Below are 23,987 nucleotides of genomic sequence, written 5' to 3'. Positions count from 1 at the left end.
GGGGGAATAATGCGATTTGCGCATTCCAAGCGCTTGCAAATGCATTCCGTCGCAAAATCCGCGTGTTGTTGTTAAATTTCCTTACAATATACGCGCTGCCGGTTGCATGATCTGGCCGGCGCGTGCGCCACTTCCCTTTTACTTTGCTGCGGAACTCCGATGTTAAAAAAAACTTTGCTCGCCACCGTGCTGGCCCTGACCCTGCCGCTTGCCTTTGCTGCTGTCGAAAATGAAAACGACCGTTGGAAATTGTCTGATATCTATGCGGATCGCGCTGCCTGGCAGGCCGATATCGGCAAGCTTGACGCCCAGATCAAGGAATTTAAGCAATGCCAGGGACAGTTGGGCAAGTCGGTGGCAAGTTTGAAGAAATGTCTGCAGCAATATACCGATATCGCCAAGCGCAATATCCGCATCAACAGCTATTCCCAGCAATTGCTGGATCAGGATACCGGCGAAGCCAGTTCGATGGAAATGACGCAGCTGGGCGAAGCGGTGTCCAGCCGCGCTGATGAAGCCTTGTCTTTTGTGCGTCCCGAAATTTTGAAAATCGGCGCCGCGCGCATGCAAAAATTGATTGCGCAAGATAAAGAATTGCTGCAATACCGCCACGCGCTGGATCAGATTTTGCGCGCTGCGCCGCATACCCTGGATCAAAAAGGCGAACAATTGATCGCCGCTTTCGGCCCCATCGTCAACAGTGCGGGCGCGGCTTACAGTATTTTCTCCAACGCTGACATGCCCTGGCCCAAGGTGAAATTGAGCAATGGCGAGGAAGTCACGATTGATCAATCGGCTTACACCAAGTACCGCGCCGAAAATAAGCGCGCTGACCGCAAGCTGGTGTTTGATGCTTTCTGGGGCAAGTGGAAAGAATTTGAGCGCACTTTCGGCGTGACTTTCTATGAGATGCTGAAAAAAGACAGCGTCATGGCCAAGGTGCGCAATCATCCCGATTCTCTCACCGATGCGCTGTTTGCAAACAGGCTGCCGGTGGCGGTGTACGATCAATTGATTACGCAAGTCAATCAAAACCTGCCAACCCTGCACCGTTATTTCAAATTGCGCGCCAAATTGCTCGGCGTGACAGACCTGGGTTATCACGATATCTATCCGGCGTTGCTCGACACCAAGATTGAATACCCGATTGAAATGGGCAAAAAGCTGATGATCGAATCAGCCCGCCCGCTCGGTGCGGACTATGTGGCCGGTATGCAAAAAGGTTTGCAAGATCGCTGGATGGATGTCTATCCGCGTCCGCGCAAGCGTTCCGGCGCATATATGAATGGCGCGGTGTATGACGTGCACCCCTTCGTGCTGATGAATTACAACAATGACTATGAATCGGTTTCGACCCTGGCGCATGAATGGGGGCATGCGATGCATTCCTGGCTGGCCAACCGCAGCCAGACTTTCATCAATGCTGATTATCCGATTTTCACTGCTGAAATCGCCTCCACTACCAATGAAGGCTTGTTGCTCGACTATATGTTGAAGCAGGCCAAGAGTGATGATGAGCGCCTGTTGTATCTCGGCTCTTCGCTGGAAAACTTCCGTGGCACTTTCTTCCGTCAAGCCATGTTTGCCGATTTTGAGCGCACCGTGCATGCGCGCGCTGACAAGGGCGAGGCGTTGACCGGGGCGGAATTGTCGAAAATCTATCTCGATCTGCTGCGCCGCTATCACGGTGAAAAAGAAGGCGTGATGAAAATCGATGAGAAATATGGCATCGAATGGGCTTACATCCCGCACTTCTACAACCGTTTTTATGTGTTCCAATACGCCACCTCGATTTCCGCCGGAACCATGTTTGCCGATCAGATTTTGAGCGGCAAACCGGGCGCGGTCGAGCGTTACCTGGGCATTTTGAAGGCTGGCGGTTCGCAATATCCTTACGAGTTGGTGAAGGGCGCCGGGGTGGATCTGGCTTCCCCGGCGCCGTATCAGGCCGTGGTCAAACGCATGAATGCGATCATGGATGAGATGGAGACGATTCTGGCGCGCCGCGCCAAGAAGTAAGCCCCGACCTGCGGCCTGACCGCAGCTTCCTGATGCCGTGCAACGTGGTATGCAAACGACGTTGCACGGTTTTTTCGCTACGCGATGCAGATTATTCGCCGTTTTCTGCATGGTGCGCTGGCTTGCGCCGGTTTTTCGCCATAAAATCGAGAGCCTAGCCGGAGCGGCGAATTATTGACCAACAGGAAGTATTTGCAATGTTCAAGCCAACTGCGCTGATCGACATCGGCGCCAATTTGACGAATTACCGTTTTCAAGCCGATCTCGATCAAGTGCTGGCGCGGGCGCGCGAAGCCAAGGTCGAACATATCGTGATCACCGGCACGTCGGAGCGCGCCAGCCGTGACGCGCTGGCGCTGGCGCAAAAACATCCCGGTTTCATGACTTGCACCGCCGGCGTGCATCCGCATGATGCGAAACACTGGAGTGGCCGCACCGCCGCTTCAATCGCCCAATTGGCTGAGCAGCCGCAGGTGGTGGCGATTGGCGAATGCGGGCTGGACTATAACCGCATGTTTTCTTCTGAACGTCAGCAATTGAATTGCTTTGAAGCGCAATTGCAATTGGCGGTGCGGGTCGGCAAGCCGGTTTTTCTGCACGAGCGCGATGCGCACGACCCCTTTTTCTCCCTCTTAAAACAATACCGGCCCAAGCTCAAGGGCGCGGTGGTGCATTGTTTCACCGGCAACACCGCGCAAATGCGCGAATATCTGAATCTGGATTGCCATATCGGCATCACTGGCTGGGTGTGCGATGAGCGGCGCGGCGATGATTTGCGCAAAGCCGTGCGCCTCTTGCCGCGTGACAGGGTGATGATTGAAACCGATGCGCCTTTCCTGCTGCCGCGCACGCTGCATCCGCGCCCGGAAGATAATCGCAACGAGCCGCAATATCTGTCTGCCGTGCTGGAAACCCTGGCCAAGGTGATGCGGGTGCCGGCTACCCAGCTGGAAGCGCAATTGCGTTTGAACACGCTGCGCTTTTTCAGTTTGCAAAATGTATTGCCGGAGCAGATTGAAGGCATGGACCGCCTGCCCGATCCGGCCCCGCAGGATGCAACGGTGAGCGCGCCGCCGCCGCCAGTCGAAAAGCCGCGTATTTACGATATCGAAGATGATCTCGAATTCAATGGCGGACAACAGTAAGTTTTGTGCAGCGGTCTGCGGATCTTCATATCGGGCAGACCGCTTGCATACCACTTGACGCCGCCGGTATTTACAGGCATCTTGCGCTCTGGCCTTCGTCCAACCGCATCCATCACTCGTCATGCAACAAATCCATCTGCTGCTCAGCCTGGGCTTGCTCTGGCTGCATTTGTTTGCGCTGCGTCTTTTGTTGCAGCCTGTCTTTTTGCCCGCAGTGGCGCGCGCCGGCGGCGTGTTGCTGCTGACTGCCGGCTTTTTCTTTATTGAGCATTTTTCCGGCTTAGGCCGCTTGCAATGGCTGTTGCCGCTTTCCACGCTGGCAGCGGCCTTATATATCTGGCGCAAGCGTGCGGATTGGCCGGCGGCTTGGGCCGATGAGGCGGTGTTCGGTCTGTGCTGCGCCTGGGGCTTGTTGTGGAAATGGCTGTTTCCGGCGATTTACCCGACTTCGGAGCGGGTGACAGATCTGTATTTCATCACTAATTATTATGACGGCGTGCGCCTGCCGGCGCCGGATTATTGGCTGGCCGGCTATCGTTTCGATTTCTATTATTCCTTCCAGCATTACGGCGCCGCGCTGCTGGGGCGCTGGTTTGGCTGGGAGCCGGCATATGCCTACAACATCGCGTTTGTGCTCTTGCTGGGACTTGGCTTGTCGCTGGCGGCGGGCTTTGTGCTGCGCCTTTTGCCGCAACGCAAATGGGGCGCGCTGTTGCTGTTGGCTGCGCTGGCGTTGGGCGGCACTGGCGCCACGCCATTTGTGCGCTTGATTGTGCAACCGTCTGAGCAGACGGCGCCCTTGAACCGCGCCAATGATGAAATGTGGGCCGGGGTGCGTTTCATCGGCTCCTACGATATGCGCGCCAATACCGAATTCGGCAAACGCTGGTTTATGCCGGCCTCGCAAGCGGATTTGCCCAGCCCGGATTTTCAGGTGCGCGATTTGCCGATGGAAGTATTCGGCTATCACTACTATATGGGCGATTATCACCCGCCGCTGGGCGGCTTCTTCCTGCTGTTTTTAGCCATGCTGTTGATGTTGCAGATTGAGCAGGCGGCGGGGACTGCGCTGCGCTGGCAATATGCTTTGCTGGCGGCGACTGCGCCGCTGATGTTGATCACCAATGCCTGGGTGGTTCCGCTGCATGGCTTGTTGCTGGCGGCCTGGGCCGGCTGGCGTATCTGGCGCAAGCAGGGGCTGGATTGGGCGGCCTTGTTTGGCGGTGGCTTGCTGGCTGGCCTGGCGATTTATCCGTATTTGACGCATTTTTCGGCTTATCCGCCGCAGACCGCAATCCGGCTCACGCAGGCGGTGGATCATACGCCGCTGCCGAATTTCCTCTTGCAAATGTGGCCGATGTTGATTTTGTTTCCCCTGGCCTGGTTGCAGCGCCGCCGCCTGCCTGTCGCCACTCTGTTTGCGCTGTGTTTTGGCGCGATGTTGCTGGCCGGCGAATTTTTATTTGTGGATGACGCCAGCGCCGACCGCTTTGAGCGCACCAACACCACGATGAAATGGTGGGGTTATATGTGGAGCGGCGGCTTGCTGGCTTGCGGCGCGCTGGCGCTGGGGGCGCAGCAGCGCTGGCAGCGTTATCTGTGCGCCGCCGTGCTGGCCGTGCTGTGTTCACAGGCGTTTTTCACGGCGCAATATTTTGTGCACGGTGGCCGCACCTATGCCGGCAAGCTGGGCGGAACCGAGTGGATGACCGGGGATCAGGCGGTGGGCGATATGGTGCGCTGGCTGCGTCAGGCGCCGCGCGGGGTGGTGATGGAAAGCTGGCAGGGCGATGCCTACACCAATCAGGGTTTGTATGCGCTGTTTGCGCGCCAGCAAGCTTTGCTGGTGTGGCCGCATCATATCAGCGTGTGGCGCAATGGCGCGCCGGGCAATTGGCTGCGCTCCAAGCAGATGCGTGAGTTGTATGAGGGGCAATTGCCTGATCCCTTGGCGTTTCTGCGGCAAAACCAGGTGCGCTATCTGGTCTGGAGCCGCTATGAGGCGAATAATCCGAATTGGGAGACGATTCACCAGGCCATCAGTGCGGAATATGATTGGCGCCCATTCCAGGAGGATGAGGGGCGCAAGCTGGGCTTGTGGCTGCGGCGTGAAGCAGCAGCGGGAAATATGGCAGATCCTGCGTATCGCTGAGCAATCTTTGGCGGGAAGAGCAGTTGCTCTAAAAAAAGCTTGCCGGAATGCAAGAATCAATGGCAAAATTCACAAAAAATTGCCCCGAAGAAAAAATATTGCATTCAACCTTACGCACAGGAAAACGCATCGATGAAAAAACTCGCTCTCGTATTCGCCCTCGCCGCCGCTTGCAATGCGCACGCCGCCACCAATCTGCTGGTCAACGGCAGCTTTGAAGACAGCCTGCAAAACAATGGTTCCTGGAATGTTTATCAGACTTTACCGGGCTGGACTGGCGCGCCGAATATCGAACTGCGTAACAATGTGGCCGGTAAAGCATACGACGGCAATAATTTTGTCGAGCTGGACACGCATTACAACAGCAGTATGTTCCAGGACGTGCAAACCCGCAACGGGCAAAAATATCAACTCTCTTTCTTCTGGTCGGCGCGCCCGAATACCGGCGACACCAATGATATTGATGTGTTCTGGAATGGCCAGCGCTTAAGCCATCTGGCGGGCAGCAACAATACTGCGAATCATCAGTGGCAGGAATTCAAATTCACCGTGACCGGTGGCGCCAATCCGCTTTCGCGCTTGAGTTTCTCCGCTGTCGGTCGCAATGACAGCTACGGTGGTTCGCTCGACAAGGTGAATTTGTTCACCGCTTCTGCCGCGCCGGTGCCGGAAGCGTCCACTTACGCCATGTTGCTGGGCGGGATCGCGCTGCTGGGCTTATTTGGCCGCCGCCGCAACAAACAATGTGCGTAATTGATCGTGTTTTGCTGAACTGGCCCGGCTTGCTCCGGGCCTCAGGCTGCATGCAAACGCGACGTCTGGCTGTTTACTGCACTGCGCACATGCCAGCGTGCCGCTTGCTCTTGAACGCTCTTCCTGCTCCAGTTTGAACATGTCTGCTTGAAAAAATGGCTTCTGACGGCAATACTTTCGTTTTTGTGAAGGTGCAGATATGACGCAAGCTTCGCTCAATGCTTAAGCGTTCAATCAGTTCGGTAGTTGTGCTCAAACTAAGCACGCATTTTGCAACATAGATTTTTGCAAACCAAGCCAAACGTTCGCCAGCCTGCCAGTGTCGGCTTTGGCGTCTGCAGCGTATACTTCAATCTAAACCCAGCCCAAAATATAAATCAGCCGTTCCAGTTTTGGCGTGAGGTTGATTGCAAATATGGCATCAAATCGGAATGTAAGGCTTTGTTGCACAAATCCACCCGAATCGCGCCAAAGTCGAAGTATGGCTAAACTGATGGCATGCGCCTACCTGCAAAAACAAAATACAAAACAAGGAACTGGAAAGCGTACAGCGCGGCCCTGAAGGCCCGGGGGGCGCTGTTGATCTGGCTGGACCCAGAAATGCATTGGCACGGCAGCGCCAGCGGCAAGCGAGGGCGCAGCCAAAAAATACAGTGAGGCGGCGATTCAGTTCTGTTTGACGATCAAAAGTCTGTTCAATCTGCCATTGCGCCAGGCGATGGGTATGGCGCAAAGTCTGCTCAAGCTGGCGGGGCTGGACTGGCAGGCGTCTGATTTCTGCACCCTCAGTCGGCGGCATAAGCATCTGACGGTAACAATCAGCGCGCAGGCGACAAGCACTGGCCTTCACTTGCTGATCGACAGCACAGGCATCAAGATGCTGGGAGAAGGTGAATGGAAAACTGAAAAACATGGCGCCGGCTACCGTCGTCAGTGGCGTAAAGTGCATTTGGCACTTGATGCCGCTGCATTGGAAATCCGGGCGATGGAGGTGACTGATAACGCCACTGGCGACGCCCCGATGTTACCGTGTTTGCTTGATCAAATTGCCGGGAACGAAACCATTGTCAGCGTCAGCGGCGACGGCGCGTATGATACAAAAGCTTGTCATGAGGCCATTGCCGGACGCAATGCACGTGCCATTATCCCCACCCGTAAAAATGCCAAACCATGGAAAGATCACCGCCCCGGCGCACAGGCGCGCAATGTCATTTTAGCCCTCACCCGGCGCCTTGGCCGCATGATCTGGAAGAAGTGGGGCGGCTATCATCGATGCAGTCTGGTTGAAGCTAAAATGCGTTGCTTCAAACTCCTTGGTGAAAGGGTGATGGCGCGCGACTTCGACCGGCAGGCCGTCGAGTTGCAAGTACGCGCTGCCATTTTCAATCGCTTCACCCGCTTGGGCACGCCTACCACGGTGGCCATGCCCTGAATCCGTCTGGGATAAGGGCTTTTATGTGCTGAACTTATTTGTGCAACAAAGCCAATCACCGCTGAAAGTTTAGACTGCCCCGGCTTTGATGTGATTTTTTGTATTTTTAGTATTTTGTTAATGCATGTTTGGCGGAAATAGATGTGAACATCTATTCATGAATATTCATTCTAGAACTGGAAAATCGAATTTCTCATATGGTTATCCCTACGGAAATTGCGACACCTAGGTTGATCCTGCGAATGGCGCAATTCAGCGATCCAGTACCGCTGTTTGCGGACTATTGTGGCGACGCCGATTGCGCGAAATACTTGATGCGCGGTCGCCATCTTTCTATCGAGCAAACCGAAAAATTTCTGGCGAATTGGTGTGATGCTGCATGGCGCGACCCTGGTAAATCCTTCGCCTGGGTGATTGCGGAAAATGTCGGCAATACTCCGATTGGCGTGTTTGTTTTAATGCAGGAAGGCGAATTTCTGGAGTTTCATTTCGGCATTAGCAAGAAGTACTGGGGCTGGGGCTTGGTGCTGGAAGCCGGGCAAGCTGTTGTCAATTGGCTCATCGCGCACAAGGCGATGCGGGCAGTGCAAACGATTTGCGATGTTGAGAATGTGCAATCCTGGCGGGTGCTTGAAAAACTGGGGTTTCGCCGGGAGGAAGGGCAGTTTCAGTTTGTTGTGATGCCGGAATTGGGGGCGGAGCCCAGGCGGTGTTTTGTGTATCGTATGCATCAGTCTTTAAAGCAGCATGAGTGAGCCATCATGGCTTGCCCCTTCCCCCGGCATCAATACTGCATACAGGCTGCAATTCTGGTATAAGGTAGCCTCGCTTTTTTTACGCAGCAGCTGGCTGTGTGCTTAGGATGATGTGATGAATCCCCAGATTTCCCTGTGGCAAAGAGTTCGCCCCTGGCTGATGGTGTTTGACGGCCCGCTGTTGTTTTTAATGTTGCTGCTCTCCGGCGTGGGCATGCTGACGCTGTATTCCGCCGGCCATGATTTTGCCGGCCGCTTTGAAGACCAATTGCGCAATCTGCTGGTGGCGTTTGCTGTCATGTGGGTGGTGGCGATGGCGCCGCCGCAAACCCTGATGCGGCTGGCCGTGCCGATTTACACCTTTGGATTGGCGTTATTGATTGCGGTTGCAATGTTCGGCTTGATCAAAAAAGGCGCGCGCCGCTGGATCAATGTCGGGATTGTGATTCAACCCTCGGAAATCATGAAAATCGCCATGCCCTTGATGTTGGCCTGGTTTTTTCAAAAGCGGGAAGGGGCGTTGACTTGGAAAGAATTTTGTATTTCAGGAATCATTTTGGCTATTCCTGTTATCTTTATTCTTAAACAACCTGACTTGGGAACTGCACTTTTGGTGTTAGCCGCTGGCTTTTATGTTATCTTTCTTGCCGGTTTGTCATGGAAAGTGTTGTTGGGACTGTTTTTGACCACAGCCGCCAGCTTGCCCGTTATCTGGGCCAATCTGCATGATTACCAGCGCGAACGAGTCATGACGCTGATCGACCCGACCTCCGATCCGCTCGGCAAGGGCTTTCATATCATCCAGTCCACGATTGCCATCGGCTCAGGCGGGGTGATGGGAAAAGGGTGGTTGAAGGGAACTCAGGCGCATCTGGAATTTATCCCGGAGCGCACCACTGACTTTATTTTCGCGGTGTATGCCGAAGAATTCGGTTTGATCGGGATTTTGCTGTTGATCTTACTGTATCTGCTGCTGTTGGTGCGCGGCATGATGATCGCGGCGAATGCGCCCAGCGTGTTTACGCGCTTGCTGGCCGGCTCGATCACACTGATTTTCTTCACCTATGCGTTTATTAATATGGGGATGGTGAGCGGCATTTTGCCGGTGGTCGGCGTCCCCCTGCCTTTCATGAGTTATGGCGGCACTGCCCTGGTGACACTGGGTTTGGGCAGCGGCATTTTGATGAGTATTCAGCGTCACCGCAATCTGGTCCAGAGTTGATCCGGGCCAACTCATGAAAGGTCTTACCGAAAAAAGGAGGGCCTCCTATGCGAAATCCATCCCGTCCGGGCTTATTGGCGGCTGCCGTATTGTGCGCATACTTGAGCGCTTGCAGCACCAGCAGCCAGCGTTTGCCTGCCCCGGAGACAAAGCCGCGCGCGCCGGCGGCTGATCCGGTAAAAGCTGAGCGGCCCTTGCCGCAACTGCCGCCTGCCAATTCCGGGCGCGGCGGCTATTATCAGGATGACGGCCCGGGCGATAATCCGCCGCCCGGCTTGTATGAATTGCCGGATGCGGAACCGGTGATCGAAGCGCCTTCGCGCACCGGCAATAAACCCTATAAAGTGTTTGGCCGCACCTATACCCCGATCAGCGATGACAGACCGTATGTGCAGCGCGGCGTGGGCAGCTGGTATGGGCGCAAATTCCACGGCCAGCGCACCTCCTCGGGTGAACCTTACGATATGTACAAAATGACGGCAGCGCATCCGCTGTTGCCGATTCCCTCCTATGCCCGCGTCACCAATCTGGTGAATGGCAAGCAAGTGGTGGTGCGCGTAAATGATCGCGGCCCTTTCCACGCCAACCGCGTGATTGATCTGTCTTATACCGCTGCGCTCAAGCTGGGTTTGCTGGGCAAGGGCAGCCATGAAGTTGAGATCGAGCGCATCCTGCCGGAAGAAATCGCGCGCCAGCAAGAGCGCAAGAAAAACGGCCAGACCAATGCCGCCCTGGCCGTCGCCGGCGCCACCGGCGAACGTCTGTTGCGTATGCGTGACGAAGATGCGCGCATCATCCGCGAACTTGACCGCGAATGGCGCAGCCAGGTATTGCCGCCGCCAGTTGCCGCCGCCGACAGCGAGAGCGCGATCAAGCCGGAATTGGCTTTGTTGCGCATCGAACACAATCTGGAGCCGGGCGCTGCCGCACAGCAGCACAACGGCAGCGGTTTCTATTTGCAATTGGGCGCGTTTTCACAAGCGGACAATGCGGAAGCCGAGCGCGCCAAGATTGCGCGCGACGCCCTGTTGCCGGGGCTGGCGGTGATTCAATCGGGCAAGATGTACCGCCTTTTCAGCGGGCCTTTCGCCAGCCGTGAATTGGCGATGCAGGCGGCCCAGGCCGGCAATCTGCGCGCCCTGGTGGTGCAGCGCTGAAGCCGAGCCGCCTGATCCGCATTGCACAACAGCAAATCAGACCCGCCATCAGCAATTTGCAATACAATCGGGAATAAGGGACGTGCCGTGATGTGCGGCATTGACTTGGCCGGAATGTTGAGCAAAGGATAATCATGAAATATATTTCACGAGGCGTGCTGATACTGTGCGCAGTGGCGGGATTGAGCGCATGTTCGCGATCTGTGGATGTGAAAATTGGCCTGGTGGCGCCGATGAGCGGTTCGCTGGGGCAATATGGCAAAGACATGGAGCAGGGCGCGCAAGTGGCGCTGGATGAGTTGATGTCCGAGTCTTTCCGCATTGACGGTAAAAAGGTCAATTTCATCCTCGTCACGCGGGACGATAAAGCCGACAGGGAAACCGGCAAAAAAATGGCGCAGGAGCTGGTGAATGAAGGCGTGGTGGCGGTGTTTGGCCACTTTAATTCCGGCGTTTCAATTGAAGCCGCGCCGATTTACGCCAAAGCCGGCATTCCGCAGCTCTCCCCCTCCACCAATCCGAAATATACGCGGATGGGTTTGAAAACCACCTTCCGCATCACCGCCGATGATATTCAGCAAGGCGCCAGTCTGGGCCGCCTGATCGCTGAAAAACTGCGCGCCAAGAGCGTGTTCATGGTGGACGATAAAACCCTGTTCGGCGTCGGTCTGGCGGAAGAGGTCAAGAAAAAGCTTGATGAGGCCGGCATCAAGCCCGGTTATGAAAGCGTGGATGGTAAAAACGCGAGCTATTCCTATATTGATCTGGTCGGCAAAATCAAGGCCGCCAATCCGGATGTGGTGTTTTTCGGCGGTGATGAGGGCGTCGGCCTGCCGCTGTTGAAAAACATGCGTGAACAAGGCGTGAATGCGCTGTTTGTCGCCGGCGATGCGATGTGCGACGCCTCTTTTATCCAGAATATCGACAAAGTGGCCAAGGGCGCAGCGGATCAGAATTTCTATTGCTCAATCGCTGGCGTGCCGCCGTCCTGGCTGGCGGCCGGCATCAGTTTCACCCAGCTCTACAACACAAAATACAAAGCCCAGCCCGGCACCTATTCGACGCTGGCTTACACCGGCATGAATGTGTTTGCCGAAGCGATGCAAACCGCCCGTTCGACCGATCCCAAAGTCTGGCTCGACACCTTGGCCAAAGGCGCGTTTGACGGCAAGATTCAAGGCACCGTCGAATTTGATCAAAAAGGCGATGTCAAAGACGGTACGGTGGTGATCTTTGAGTCGATCAAAGGGAAGTTGACGGAAAAACGCAATCTGATGTAAGCGCGTCAGCCATCTGGCTGAGTGACTCAAACCCCCGGCGCTTGCGCCGGGATTGCGATGGAAGCTGGCATGCAGAGCAACCCCGCGATATTGCTGTTTGACCCCGATCCTGCCGCTTTGCAGCGCGACTTGCCATGGCTGCAATATGAAGGCGGGATACGGATGGCGGCGGATCTGGCGCAGATCGAGGCGGCGCTGAGCGCTGCCGGCCCGTTTTTATTAGCCCTGGCGCATGCCGCCTGTCCCTGGCTGCCGGACGCTGCAGCGCAGCTGCAGCAAGCCGCGCCCCATCTGCCGCTGCTGATTGTGGATGGCGACGCGCAACTGGCGGCGCAATTGCCCGCAGGCTTGTTATTTGAATTCATCGACTCCCGCAGCGCGTCCTGGCAATGGCGCAACCGTCTGTGCATTTTGCAATATCTGACGCAGCAAAGCCGGCTGGCGGCCGAGGTGCGAATGGAAAGTGAGCAGACCCTGGCCGAAGCGCGCCAGCGCGCCAGCCGCTTACGGCAAGTGGTCAGCGATGCGCCGATTCCGATGATGTTGCATGCCGAAGACGGCGCCATCCTGATGCTGAGCCAAACCTGGGTGCAATCCTGCGGCTATGATTTGCAGCAGACACCGGATTTGCCAAGCTGGCTGGCCCTGGCCATGCAAGCCGGTCAGCGCGAGGCGCTGCAGCAGGCCATGGCGCGCAGCTTTGCCGATGGCGACCACAGCACCGAAGGGGAGTTTCAACTCAAATCCGCCGATGGCCGTCAATTGACCTGGGAATTTCATTTGCGCCCGGTGCACTCGCTGTTTGAGGGCAGCCGCCTGATGATCACCATGGCCTTAGACATCAGCGCACACAAAGAGGCGGAGCGCAGATTGTCCGCCGCCAGTCATAAAAACGCCATGTTGCTGGCGGCTTCCAGCGATGGCATTCATATTCTTGACCTGGATGGAAGGGTGGTTCAGGTCAATCCCGCATTCTGCCACTTGCTGGGTTATGCCGAAGACGAATTGGTCGGGCGCGACGCATGCCGATGGCAAATGCAGTGGTCGGCGCTCGAATTGCGCCAGCTCATTTTGTCGCTGCCGCCGCATGGGCGCATGCTGGAAGCGCTGTATTTACACAAAGACGGCCATGCGCTGGATGTGGAAATCAACGCTATCCGCCTGGAGCTGGAGGGGCAAACCCTGCTGTATGCATCGGCGCGCGATATTTCCGCGCGCAAGCAGATGGAAAGCACGCTGCGCGCCAATGAATATCTGTTGCGCACCGCATTGCGCATCGCCAATCTCGGCACATTTGAGTGGAATGTGGTGGACAATTCGGAAATCTGGTCAGAACAGTTATTCCGTATTTTCGGTCTGCCGCCGGAATCGGGCCGCCCCTCGCATGACGCTTTTTTCCGCATTCTGCATGCTGACGATGTGGCCAAAGTCGGCCAGGCGTTGAGCAATGCCCTGGCCGGTGTGCGGCCTTACGATGTTGAATACCGCATCGTCTGGCCGGATGGCTCGGTGCGTCATATCCATGCGCAAGGCGAGGTGCATCGCAACGCCGCCGGGCAGCCGGTGCAAATGATAGGCACCACGATTGATATCACCGAACGCTATCTGCGCGAAGAGGCGCAAAGGCTGGCGATCACAGTTTTCAATACAGTCGATGAGGGCGTGCTGGTGTGCGGGCCGGATATGGGCATCATGGCCATCAATCCGGCGTTTTCCGCCATCACCGGCTACAGCCTGCACGAGATCGAAGGGCAGAACCCGCGCTTTTTGCTCGATGACGGGCAGGATGACGAATATGAAAATATGATGCTGGCGCTGCAGCATCAGCAATATTGGCGCGGCGAATTCAATCAGCGCCGTAAAAACGGCGAATTGTATGTCGAGGCGCTCTCGGTCAAGCAAATCCGCGCTGAAAACGGTCAGATCACGCACCATGTGCGGGTCTGTTCCGATATCACCGAGCGCAAAAAGTCAGAACAGCTGATCTGGCGTCAGGCCAATTTTGACGCCCTCACCGGGCTGGCCAACCGCCATATGCTGCAAGACCGGCTGCAGCAGGAAATCTTGAAAGCGCGCCGCGAAAGCTGCCGTCTGGCTTTGCTGGTGATCGACCTGGACCGCTTCAAAGAAGTCAATGACACGCTCGGCCATGATATGGGCGATGTGCTGCTGGTGCAGGCGGCGCGCCGCATCAGCGCATGCGTGCGCGCCTCCGACACGGTGGCGCGTCTGGGCGGCGATGAATTTGTGATTTTGCTCTCGCAACTGGATGATATTGAATGCGTGGAGCGGATTGCGCGTGATTTAATCGGCAGTTTGGCCGAACCGTATTTGCTCAATCAGGAACAGGCGTATATTTCCGCCAGCATCGGCATTGCGCTGTACCCGGACGACGCGCGCGAAATTGAGGACTTGCTGAAACATGCCGACCAGGCCATGTACAGCAGCAAAAACGCCGGGCGCAACCGGCATTGTTATTTTGCAGCGGAAATGCAGCATGCGGCGCAGGCGCGCCGCCGCCTGACCAATGATTTGCGGGTGGCGATTGAGGGCGGCCAATTCTGTGTGTATTACCAGCCGATTATTGAATTGAACAACGGCCAGATACACAAGGCTGAAGCGCTGGTGCGCTGGCGGCATCCGGTGCGCGGCCTGGTCAGCCCGGCGGAGTTTATCCCGCTGGCGGAAGAGACCGGCATGATTAATGACATCGGCGATTGGGTCTTCCGCGAATCCGCGCGCGAAGTGGCGCGCCTGCGCGACCGATTCGGCATCGCGTTTCAAATCAGCGTCAATAAATCGCCTGTGCAATTCCGCAAAGATGGCGGGCCGACGCGCGCCTGGTTCCGCTATCTGCAGGAATTGGGGCTGACCGGACAGAGCATGGTGATTGAAATCACCGAAGGTTTGCTGATGAATGTGGAGACGAATGTCACCGAAAAACTGCTGGCCTTCCGCGACGCCGGCATGCAAGTTTCGCTGGATGATTTCGGCACCGGCTATTCTTCACTCTCGTATCTGAAGAAATTTGATATCGATTATCTGAAAATCGACAAAAGCTTTGTCGCCAATCTGGAAAACGATGACGATAACCTGACCTTATGTGAATCCATCATCGTGATGGCGCATAAACTCGGTTTGAAAGTGGTGGCCGAAGGCGTGGAAACCCGCGCCCAGCGCGATTTGCTGACCCGCGCCGGCTGCGACTATGCGCAAGGCTTCTTCTTCGCCGGCCCGCTGGATGGCGCGGCGTTTGAAGATTTTTTACAGCGCTGGGATAGCGCCAGCCATTAACGCAGCGCCTGTTGTTTTTTTTGCGCCAGCATATAGCAAAAAACGGCAGCGACTCAAAAGCATGCTATCGTCGAAGCGTTCCGGCTGTTCATCAGGCAAGCTTAATGGAATGACAATGCCGCAAATTGTCCAGCCTTTCCCTTCCCCCAAAATAAGAGAGAACGCGTGAATACTTCTTCCGAACTGTGGAACCATGACCTGGCCCCGACCACGGTCGAACAGCGCACCTGGCGCTGGTATCATTTTGCCGCCCTATGGATAGGCATGGTGATGTGCATTCCGGCTTACACCTTGGCTTCCAGTCTGATCGATAACGGTATGTCCGCCGGCCAAGCCGCCGGCACCGTGTTCCTGGCCAATCTGATTGTCTTGATTCCCATGCTGTTGATTGGTCATGCCGGAACCAAGTACGGCATTCCGTATGCGGTGCTGGTGCGCGCCTCCTTCGGCACGCGCGGCGCGCGTCTGCCGGCCTTGCTGCGCGCGATTGTGGCATGCGGCTGGTATGGCATCCAAACCTGGTTTGGCGGCACGATGGTGCACACCTTGCTCGGCGTCATCATCGGCAGCCCCTTGGCTGACCCCAAGCTGGCCCTGCTTGGCATCAGTTTGAGCCAGCTCTTGTGCTTTTTATTTTTCTGGGCGATTCAACTCTGGTTTGTGGTGCACGGCATCGAATCGGTGCGCAAATTGGAAACCTGGACCGCGCCGCTCAAAATCGTTGTCTGCTTTATGTTGCTGTGGTGGGCGCATGACAAAGCCGGCGGCTTTGGCCCGATGTGGGATAAACCATCGGCATTTGAAGCCGGCGGCGCGAAAGCCGGCCAATTTTGGCAGGTGTTTTGGCCCAGCCTGACGGCGATGGTGGGCTTTTGGGCCACCCTGGCCTTGAACATCCCGGACTTCACCCGCTTCGCCAAAAGTCAGCGTGACCAGATCGTCGGCCAAAGCATAGGCTTGCCCGGCCCCATGGGTTTGCTGGCGGTGTTGGCGGTGCTGGTGACATCCGCCACGGTGGTGATTTATGGCAAAGCGCTGTGGGACCCGGTTGATTTGGCCAGCCGCATGACTGGCGCCGCCGTGCTGTTCGCCTTGATCGTGCTGTTGATTGATACCGTGAGCGTGAATCTGGCGGCGAATCTGGTCGGCCCTGCATATGATTTTTCCGCCCTCTCGCCATCCCGCATCAGTTACCGCGCCGGCGGTTATTTGACGGTCGGCATTGCGCTCTTGATGATGCCGTGGAAAATTTTGGAAAGCACGCAAAACTATATCTTCACCTGGCTGGTCGGCTATTCCGCTTTGCTGGGGCCGATTGCCGGCATCATGATCGTTGATTACTACCTGCTGCGCGCCACCCGACTCGATTGCAATGCGCTGTATCAGGAACAAGGCGAATATGCCTACAAAAATGGCTGGAATCACAAGGCGGTGATCAGCTTTTTGTGCGGCGTGCTGCCGAATCTGCCCGGCTTTTTGCATGCCGCCGCCCCGAATCTGGTCGCCACCCCGCCGCAAATCTTTTTGGATGTGTATGTGTATGCCTGGTTTGTTGGCATCAGTCTGGCCGGCTTGTGTTATTGGCTGTTGAGTCGGGGGCAACGTGGCTGAACTCGACTTCATTTTGCGCGGCGTGAATCTGCCCGATGGCCGCCAGCAACAAGACGTGGCGGTGCAGGGCGGGCGCATCGTCCACATCGGGCCGCAATTGGCCGTGGCGGCGGCGCGCGAGATTGCCGCGCATGGCAAATTACTCAGTACGCCCTTTGTTGACGCGCATTTTCATATGGACGCCACGCTCAGCCTGGGCTTGCCGCGCTTGAACCAAAGCGGCACCCTGCTCGAAGGCATTGCGCTGTGGGGCGAGTTGAAACCGCATCTGACAGAAGAGGCCATCATCAGCCGCGCCTTGGAATACTGCGACTGGGCGGTGGCGCGCGGCGTGCTGGCGATCCGCTCGCATGTCGATGTGTGCGATTCGCGCTTGCTGGCGGTGCGCGCCTTGCTGGAAGTCAAACGCCGCGTCGCCCCGTATTTGCATCTGGAGTTGGTGGCCTTCCCGCAAGACGGCGTATTGCGCAGCCCGGGCGCCTTGGCGCAACTGGAGCAGGCGCTGGACTTGGGGGTGGAGGTGGTGGGCGGCATCCCGCATTTTGAGCGCACCATGGCCGACGGCGCGGAATCGGTGCGCCTGCTGTGCGAACTGGCGGCGGCGCGCGGTTTGCGCGTCGATATGCACTGCGATGAATCCGACGATCCGCATTCGCGTCATGTCGAAACCCTGGCTTACCATGCGCAGCGGCTGGGGCTGCAGGGCAGGGTGGCGGCGTCGCACCTGACTTCCATGCATTCGATGGATAACTATTACGTCAGCAAGCTGTTGCCGCTGATGGCCGAAGCCGGCCTGGCCGCGATCGCCAATCCGCTCATCAATATCACCCTGCAAGGACGGCATGACAGCTATCCGAAACGGCGCGGCATGACCCGTGTGCCGGAATTGCTGGCCGCTGGCGTGCCGGTGGCGTTTGGCCATGATTGCGTGATGGACCCCTGGTACAGCTTTGGTTCCGCCGATATGCTGGAAGTGGCGCAGATGGGATTGCATGTGGCGCAAATGACTTCACAGCAAGGGATTTCGGACTGCTTTGCCGCCGTCACCAGCCGTCCGGCGCAGATTCTGGGCCTGGATTGGGGCTTGCGTGAAGGCGCGCCAGCCAGCATGGTCTTGCTCGACGCCGCCAACTGCGCCGAAGCGATCCGCCTGCGCGCCGCCCGGCTGGCGGTGTGGAAAGACGGCGTGCTGTTGGCCGAGCAGCCGCCGCAAAGCGTGCGCCTGCATTTACCCGGACGCCCGGCGCAAACGGAACTTCGCTTGCAAAGAGCGCTCTGACACCGGAATGTTTCTTTGGAGAAAACCATGAAAGTCTCGATTCTCGTCAGCAGCCTGATGTTATTCATTTGCAGCGCCTGCGCCCAGGTCAGCCCGCCTGCACAAGCGCCAGCCGCCGCGCCTGCCGCCGCCAGCGCAGCCGCGCCGTCGGCCCCGCCCTCCCAGCCGTCCGATGAAGCCTTGGTGAAACAAGTGGCGCAAGTGAAAGAACGCATGCAAGCCTGCCCCAGCCCGCGTTCTAAAAGCACAATTTGCACTGCCGATTACAAACCGGTGTGCGCGGTGCGCGATACCGGCGTGCGCTGCGTGCGCCCGCCTTGCCCCTCGGAAAATCTGCAAACCTTCTCGAATGCATGCAAAGCTTGCATTGACAGCAAAGTGAGCGGCTATATCCAAGGCGAATGCAGCGGGCCTGGCAAGCTGGAGTCGAAATGAAGCCAGGTTTGACAGTTGGAATTGCGGCGGCGGCGCTGTTCAGTCTGACCCCGGCGTTTGCCGCCTCAGCCAGTGCGAATACGCTCACGCCGCAACAAGAAGCGATGCGCGCCGCCGCCGCCAGCGCGCGCGAAGATTGCCACGACTTGATGCACGACGATGCGCACGAATACGACGCCTGTTTGCAAGCCCATCACGCCAATGTGAAAGGGCGCAGCGCCAAAGCGCAGCAAGAACGCATGGGCATTTTGTATTTCGCCTGGATCGGCGCCGCCAACTCCGCCCGCACCGGCTTGCCCGGCGCGGAAAAATCCGCACACGATTGGTTGCCGCGCATGCGCAAACAGCAAAGCGCGATGAAATTAAGCGACCACGAACTGTGCCCCTTGGTGGAAGGCGATTGCAAAAGCCGGGTTGCGCTGATTTTGCAAATGGAAAAAGAATTGCAGCAAAAGCCCGCCGCCAGCGCTAAAAAAGCCACAGCAAAACCCTGAACCATCTGCAACCCGCCGCACCGGGCTGAGCGTAAGCAAAGCCTGCGGCCTCAGTCCTCCAGCGGGCGGTTCGCGGCGCCTGAAAGGGCAGCGGCAAGCCGCTTTCCCGCGTTGTTGCGCATCCCCCACAAGCCGGGGCTGCAGCTTGTGCGCAAAAAGCGTCAGCGCCGCAAATCCTGTCATACTGCGGCCATCCTCCAACACCTGCATTGACGCATATGACAACCCAAACGATAGGCCCGGTTTTAGCGCAAGCCGTGGCGCAAGCCTTGCGCAATGGCAAAACCTTGATTGAGCAGCACCCGGAATATTGCGGCATCGGCCTGGCCATGATCGATGGCCAGTTTGTTTGCGCCGAAGTGTATGACGGGCAGATCACCACCCCGCAACAAGCGCAAAACATGCGTATCCAGGGGCAGCAGCCGGAATGCCTGGTGTTTGCAACTGAAACCGAATTCATCACCTGGTTGGCGGCGCAAAGCGATCACAGTCTGAGCGGCCATGATCTGGCGCACGAATGGGCGCGCGGCAATCAGCGCCTGACGCTGGCGCGCCTGCAGGCTTTCGCCGCATAAAGATTTTCGCTTCACTTTGGCTGTATCTGTTGGCGGCTGCTGGCCGCTTTGGTTTTTGCTGTTCTTCAGGAGAAACAAATGAAAGCATTTCGGCAATCTTTATTAATCGCAACTTTATTCGCCGGCGCCAGCTTTGGCGTCGCCGCACAAGAATGCGTTGGCGATGTGATCACCCCGCCGGCAGGCATGGTTCCCGCCACTGACGATGCGCTGCTGGCCTCGGCCATTGGCGCACCGGGCAAGGGCGCGCTGTGCAAAGGCAAGGTGTTTGTCGCTGAGAAGCCGGTCACGGTGTATCGCGTATGGGACAAAGACAAGGCCTACACTGTGTATGGCCGTTGGTGGAGTTTTGACAAGCCGGTCGGCCCGCGTGAAGAATACGCCAAGAAAAACGATATCTGCCCGGAATGGAGTCCGCTCAATATCATGAGTTCCTGCACCATCAAGGTGGGAACCAAGGTTGTGGTCGGTCCCGGTCAAAGCGCCACCTGCACCAGCGGCACTTTGCCGGCTTCCGCGGTGAATCAAGTGTATATCCCGAATGACAGCCGGAATATTATTCTGTTTGTGGAAAATTGCACGCCTGGGACGCCTTGGCCTTGATGTTTGGCCAGCGCCAATGTAGCGTGGGCACGCTTTTGTGCCCACGCGTGTGAAATCACAAAGACATACCAGGGGAGTTATTTCTAATGGATTGTTCTCAATAAATTTGCATGCTTGTAGAGACGCTGCACTGGACAGGCGGTCGGCTTACTTTATCTGGAGAAAGCGATGGCAAAAACACAATGTGATTTATATAGATCCGTTATGGATAAATCTTTTAAAAGCATTAAAGTTGGTATTTACCCTGGTGATGGCATACTTGATCCACGCTGGGAAGATACTGAATACTATAGTAACAGGTTAGGTAAGATGGTAACCAGTAAGGCCGATGTGGAAACTGCTTTGGGTGAAAATGGCCCTGAAGTCTTGCCTGGCGGTGGTACTTCTTTGCATGATGTATCGGGATGGTTTCCTACAAAAGAATTTTGGATACCGATTGGAACGGAATATAGTGATGAGTTGGTGATGATTAAGGATAAAAAGCAAAAGACCAGCTCATATAACCCAAACTTAAAGGGTTATCACTATCAAATAGAATGCAAATCCCGTATGACGGTTACACAAATGAAGGGATATTTGAACAATATGGCTCGTGCCGCGATCGTGCGTCAATGTGAGTTGGCAAAATCTGAGAATTAAAGAGGAAATAACATGCCGGAAATAAGCACTGAAGCCTTGATTGTATGTATTCAAGCTGTTGCATCAGAATTGCGCGCCTTGCAGGAAGGGGCCGAAAATGGAGAGTTGGAGCCAGAAGAGTATTTGTTGTTAGAAGAGCGGCGACGAGTCGCTGAAAATCTTGAAGAGGCTTATGATCAACTGGCTGAAACAATCCTCAATCTTCCCCCTTACGACCAATTAACTGGGGGATGATCTGTTATTTTTCACCATTGCGCTAATTTTCTACGTAAAACGGGGAGGGCGTGTGCTCCCCTCTGATCACTCCGCCTGCAGCGCAAAAACTGCAGTAGGCGTGCCTTGATGGAAAATCATTTGCCAGCCACTGGCGTTTTGCTGCCAGATTGAAGAGCGCAAGGCGTGCAGGCCTGGCTGACCTTGCGCGTCGAGGTTGACAGATTGATAGGTCAGCAGGGCAAGCCCATCCTGCAGCAAACGCAGCTTGAAGTTTTGCGCCTTCAATCCGTTCAACCAGGGTTGCTCTGGCGCCGCCGCGCTCAAATGTTCGACTATTTCCGCAAATGTGTAACTGCGGCCCGAGCGGCCAAATTCAAGAAAGTCAGGGTGCAGCAATTCAGCCAGACGCGCGCGCTTATGATGGGTGGAAGGATTGTGCAGCTCGCGCTCCAGCTTTACTAAAAGTGTTTGTAAGTCGCTATTTGTCATTTGTACTCCGCTCAAGAAAACTGACGCCTCCAAGGGCACGCCACTTGGCGCCATACCCCGAATAAGATATGATGTTATAGGAAATCAGATTATCACGGAGGCAAAATGCCTATCTCACTCGGTTTACTCATTTTTTTTGCTCTGCTGTTGTTTGGGTATTGGGAATTGCGATCCAGGTGGGTGGATGGAATGGGTCTGCATACTTGGTTTTTTGCCTATTTGATTCTTTTTGGCGTCTTGTTCATCGCCGGCAGCAATGAACAGATGAATGTTCCCGGCCGCGTGCTCAGTGTTGTGCTCCTGCTGGCGTTGTGTGTCGGAAGCACTGTGGTCTTGTTCAAAAGAGCCAGTAAAAAATACAAGGGTGGTGAGGCATAAAAGCCCCTTTTTTGGGCTGGCGCGCCATGTTGCGGTGTGCAGCCTCAAGCCGGCAGGATGGGCGTGCTTTTGCTCCCACCCCGCCGGATTGTTCAGGCCTCAGCCAGCCAGATTCAAAATCCCATCCGCTGCTGCCTTGTATTTTGCCTTGGCTTGACATCTCCCGCCAGAATCCCCTGCCGGCCCGCAGCCACCGCGTGGCCCATCGCATCCAGCAGGGTTTTGCGCATTTCGCGCGGCGAGATTTGCGCTAAGCGTTGCAATGCCTCTTCCTGCAAATCGCCATCCATCTGGCTTAACTTCAATTCCTGTCGCAAGCCGTCGTAAATTCTTTGCGCAATCGCAAACGCCTGCTCCTCAGTCGGCCCCGGCACTTCATACACCGCCATGCGCGAAAGCAGCGGGGCCGGAATGCCATCGGTGCTGTTGGCCGTCATCACCCAGAAAATCTGGCTGGCGTCCAAGTCCACATCAATGAATTCATCGCGAAAAGTGCTGGCGGTTTCCGGCTCCAGCAATTGATACAGCGCAGACAGCGGATCGGATTGGGTCGAGCCGCTCGCTTTTTCCACCTCATCGAGCAACATCACCGGATTCGCATACTGCCCGCGCACCAGACGCTCCGCCACTTTGCCGCATTTCGCCCCTTTCCAACTGGCCGAACTGCCGCTGATGATGAAGCCGGCGGACAAGCTGTTCATGCTGATGAATTCAAACTCAGTGCCCAGCGCATGCGCCAGCCGTTTGCCGAAATGGGTTTTGCCCACCCCCGGCTCGCCCAGCAAAAGCAGCGGCATCAAGTTCACACTGGCGTTGCCGGCTAAGGCCAGGCCGAGATAGCGCGCCAGATCGTCCAGCACTTCGGCAAAATTCGGACATTCTTCGTACAGATCGTCCAGCGCGGCAGTGGAAGAGGGTTTGGTGACAAAACGTTCGCCGCCGGAATCCATCATACGTTCATAAAAAGCGTCCAGCTCAGGCAGGCGGCCCTGGCTGCGCTCCATCGCACCTTGCACTTCGGCGATGTCATACACGGTGCGGGTATGAGCAAGGGTAATGGTCATGATCGCTCTCCATTCTTCAAAGCCCCGATATGCGCCGGCCCCATCTGCGCCAGCCATGTCTTAAGACTATAACAATCCACGCCGCCTGCAAATGCCCCGGCGCGGCTGAGGCCGGGATATGTTGCGGCCTTGCAAAATGTATCGGCGCAAACGGCATTTCCTGAAGGCAAGATAATATTCTTGTGTGGCACTGAAAGTGGCAAACTGAAACACCTTGCAATGCATCATATTGCTTGCAGCGCAAGACTTTGCGCCAGAGTCCGTTTGCCAGAGAAAACACATGTGTACAAATCATGTGCAACTTTCACAAAACACGGTAAGTGCTTCATTTTACTTATGTTTTTCTTTTCTCTGTTTCTCTTCAAAGTGCGCTAAGTCCTTGACTTCATTCAAAAATTCCGCCGTTTTGCGGCGCAAATCCGCTTGACCTTGCAGTTTCCTTCCTCTAAAGTGGGCGCAAGTGTCATAAAGTGTTTTTTTGTGGGAATTTTGAGCCGCAAAAACAGGCAGCAGCAGAACCTGAATAAAAAATAATTGCAAAAACATTAACAAGGCTTCCCGTGTTTCAAGGTGCTTCCGCGATCAATCTCGATGCGAAAGGCAGGATGACAGTTCCTGCCAAGCATCGTGACGTCCTGCTCGCTCAATGCGAAGGGCAGATCACGCTCACGCGCCACCCGCACGGTTGCCTGTTGCTGTTTCCGCGTCCGGTGTGGGAAACCCATCGGGCGCAAATCGCCGCCTGGCCGATGTCAGCACGGGCCTGGCAAAGAATTTTTTTAGGAAATGCCTGTGATGTCGAACTCGATTCGGCAGGCCGGATTCTGATCGCGCCGGAATTGCGCGATGCAGTCGGCTTGCAGCGCGATGTGATGTTGCTGGGCATGGGCACACATTTTGAAATCTGGGATGCGCAAAAGCTGGCGGAAGATGAAGCCGCCGCGCTGGCGCAAGGCATGCCGGATACCCTCGCCAACTTTTCCTTTTAATTACAC

At 56.0% G+C, this 23,987-nt stretch carries 22 protein-coding genes and 1 pseudogene; 20 read left to right on the top strand and 3 right to left on the bottom strand.

Annotated elements, in window-relative coordinates:
• The first annotated feature begins 159 nt into the window (after positions 1-159).
• The 18 genes and pseudogenes from pepF (at position 160) to V8J88_RS16925 (ending at position 21,079) form a co-directional block, all read left to right on the top strand.
• A complete protein-coding gene (gene pepF, locus V8J88_RS17010) occupies positions 160-2,019 on the top strand; it encodes an oligoendopeptidase F (RefSeq protein ID WP_338845412.1) in 1,860 nt (619 codons plus the stop codon).
• 197 nt (positions 2,020-2,216) lie between these two features.
• Positions 2,217-3,164, top strand: a complete 948-nt coding sequence (locus tag V8J88_RS17005; protein WP_338845411.1) for a TatD family hydrolase — start codon at positions 2,217-2,219, stop codon at positions 3,162-3,164.
• Between the two features lie 121 nt (positions 3,165-3,285).
• A complete protein-coding gene (locus V8J88_RS17000) occupies positions 3,286-5,316 on the top strand; it encodes a DUF2298 domain-containing protein (protein ID WP_338845410.1) in 2,031 nt (676 codons plus the stop codon).
• Positions 5,317-5,448: 132 nt separating this feature from the next.
• Complete coding sequence (locus V8J88_RS16995; protein ID WP_338845409.1) at positions 5,449-6,069, top strand: PEP-CTERM sorting domain-containing protein; 621 nt, start codon at positions 5,449-5,451, stop codon at positions 6,067-6,069.
• Positions 6,070-6,567: 498 nt separating this feature from the next.
• A pseudogene (locus V8J88_RS16990) lies at positions 6,568-7,501 on the top strand (IS5 family transposase).
• 197 nt (positions 7,502-7,698) lie between these two features.
• Positions 7,699-8,256, top strand: a complete 558-nt coding sequence (locus tag V8J88_RS16985; protein ID WP_338845408.1) for a GNAT family N-acetyltransferase — start codon at positions 7,699-7,701, stop codon at positions 8,254-8,256.
• A gap of 115 nt (positions 8,257-8,371) precedes the next feature.
• On the top strand, positions 8,372-9,478 hold the full coding sequence (gene rodA / locus V8J88_RS16980; RefSeq protein WP_338845407.1) for a rod shape-determining protein RodA: 1,107 nt from the start codon (positions 8,372-8,374) through the stop codon (positions 9,476-9,478).
• A 47-nt stretch (positions 9,479-9,525) separates the two neighbouring features.
• Positions 9,526-10,635, top strand: a complete 1,110-nt coding sequence (locus V8J88_RS16975; protein ID WP_338845406.1) for a septal ring lytic transglycosylase RlpA family protein — start codon at positions 9,526-9,528, stop codon at positions 10,633-10,635.
• 134 nt (positions 10,636-10,769) lie between these two features.
• Positions 10,770-11,915, top strand: coding sequence for a branched-chain amino acid ABC transporter substrate-binding protein (locus V8J88_RS16970; protein ID WP_338845405.1), 1,146 nt, complete (start codon positions 10,770-10,772; stop codon positions 11,913-11,915).
• 69 nt (positions 11,916-11,984) lie between these two features.
• Positions 11,985-15,209: an EAL domain-containing protein gene (locus V8J88_RS16965; RefSeq protein ID WP_338845404.1), complete on the top strand. Its 3,225-nt coding sequence runs from the start codon at positions 11,985-11,987 to the stop codon at positions 15,207-15,209.
• Between the two features lie 165 nt (positions 15,210-15,374).
• A complete protein-coding gene (locus tag V8J88_RS16960; protein ID WP_338845403.1) occupies positions 15,375-16,820 on the top strand; it encodes an NCS1 family nucleobase:cation symporter-1 in 1,446 nt (481 codons plus the stop codon).
• On the top strand, positions 16,813-18,099 hold the full coding sequence (locus V8J88_RS16955; RefSeq protein WP_338845402.1) for an amidohydrolase family protein: 1,287 nt from the start codon (positions 16,813-16,815) through the stop codon (positions 18,097-18,099). The genes V8J88_RS16960 and V8J88_RS16955 overlap by 8 nt, the downstream gene beginning before the upstream one ends.
• Positions 18,100-18,126: 27 nt before the next feature.
• Positions 18,127-18,534 carry a hypothetical protein gene (locus tag V8J88_RS16950; RefSeq protein ID WP_338845401.1) on the top strand — a complete coding sequence of 136 codons (408 nt, stop codon included), beginning with the start codon at positions 18,127-18,129 and terminating at the stop codon, positions 18,532-18,534.
• Positions 18,531-19,028: a hypothetical protein gene (locus tag V8J88_RS16945; protein ID WP_338845400.1), complete on the top strand. Its 498-nt coding sequence runs from the start codon at positions 18,531-18,533 to the stop codon at positions 19,026-19,028. The genes V8J88_RS16950 and V8J88_RS16945 overlap by 4 nt, the downstream gene beginning before the upstream one ends.
• A 218-nt stretch (positions 19,029-19,246) precedes the next feature.
• A complete protein-coding gene (locus V8J88_RS16940) occupies positions 19,247-19,603 on the top strand; it encodes a hypothetical protein (RefSeq protein WP_338845399.1) in 357 nt (118 codons plus the stop codon).
• 78 nt (positions 19,604-19,681) lie between these two features.
• A complete protein-coding gene (locus V8J88_RS16935) occupies positions 19,682-20,206 on the top strand; it encodes a hypothetical protein (protein ID WP_338845398.1) in 525 nt (174 codons plus the stop codon).
• Positions 20,207-20,374: 168 nt separating this feature from the next.
• Positions 20,375-20,845: a hypothetical protein gene (locus tag V8J88_RS16930; protein ID WP_338845397.1), complete on the top strand. Its 471-nt coding sequence runs from the start codon at positions 20,375-20,377 to the stop codon at positions 20,843-20,845.
• A 12-nt stretch (positions 20,846-20,857) separates the two neighbouring features.
• A complete protein-coding gene (locus V8J88_RS16925; RefSeq protein WP_338845396.1) occupies positions 20,858-21,079 on the top strand; it encodes a hypothetical protein in 222 nt (73 codons plus the stop codon).
• 66 nt (positions 21,080-21,145) lie between these two features.
• Here V8J88_RS16925 and V8J88_RS16920 read toward each other — a convergent pair whose 3' ends face one another.
• Entirely contained in the window at positions 21,146-21,550 is a 405-nt protein-coding gene (locus V8J88_RS16920) for a DUF4440 domain-containing protein (protein WP_338845395.1), read from the bottom strand.
• A 105-nt stretch (positions 21,551-21,655) separates the two neighbouring features.
• On the opposite strand from V8J88_RS16920, the gene V8J88_RS16915 reads away from it, so the two are divergent.
• On the top strand, positions 21,656-21,928 hold the full coding sequence (locus tag V8J88_RS16915; protein ID WP_338845394.1) for a hypothetical protein: 273 nt from the start codon (positions 21,656-21,658) through the stop codon (positions 21,926-21,928).
• A gap of 113 nt (positions 21,929-22,041) precedes the next feature.
• On the opposite strand, the gene V8J88_RS16910 is transcribed toward V8J88_RS16915, so the two are convergent.
• Both V8J88_RS16910 and V8J88_RS16905 read right to left on the bottom strand, forming a co-directional pair.
• The gene (locus V8J88_RS16910) at positions 22,042-22,992 is read right to left on the bottom strand and encodes an AAA family ATPase (RefSeq protein ID WP_338845393.1); all 951 of its coding nucleotides are present in this window, start codon (positions 22,990-22,992) and stop codon (positions 22,042-22,044) included.
• A 330-nt stretch (positions 22,993-23,322) separates the two neighbouring features.
• Entirely contained in the window at positions 23,323-23,538 is a 216-nt protein-coding gene (locus tag V8J88_RS16905; RefSeq protein WP_338845392.1) for a hypothetical protein, read from the bottom strand.
• Between the two features lie 14 nt (positions 23,539-23,552).
• Between V8J88_RS16905 and mraZ the strand changes: the two genes are divergently transcribed.
• The gene (mraZ, locus tag V8J88_RS16900; protein ID WP_338845391.1) at positions 23,553-23,981 is read left to right on the top strand and encodes a division/cell wall cluster transcriptional repressor MraZ; all 429 of its coding nucleotides are present in this window, start codon (positions 23,553-23,555) and stop codon (positions 23,979-23,981) included.
• Positions 23,982-23,987: the final 6 nt, after the last annotated feature.

The organism is Massilia sp. W12 (assembly GCF_037300705.1).
In the GTDB taxonomy this organism is placed as follows: Bacteria; Pseudomonadota; Gammaproteobacteria; order Burkholderiales; family Burkholderiaceae_D; genus JACPVY01.
The sequence above is the reverse complement of the archived record's forward strand: the minus strand, read 5'-3'. Positions and strand labels throughout refer to the sequence as shown.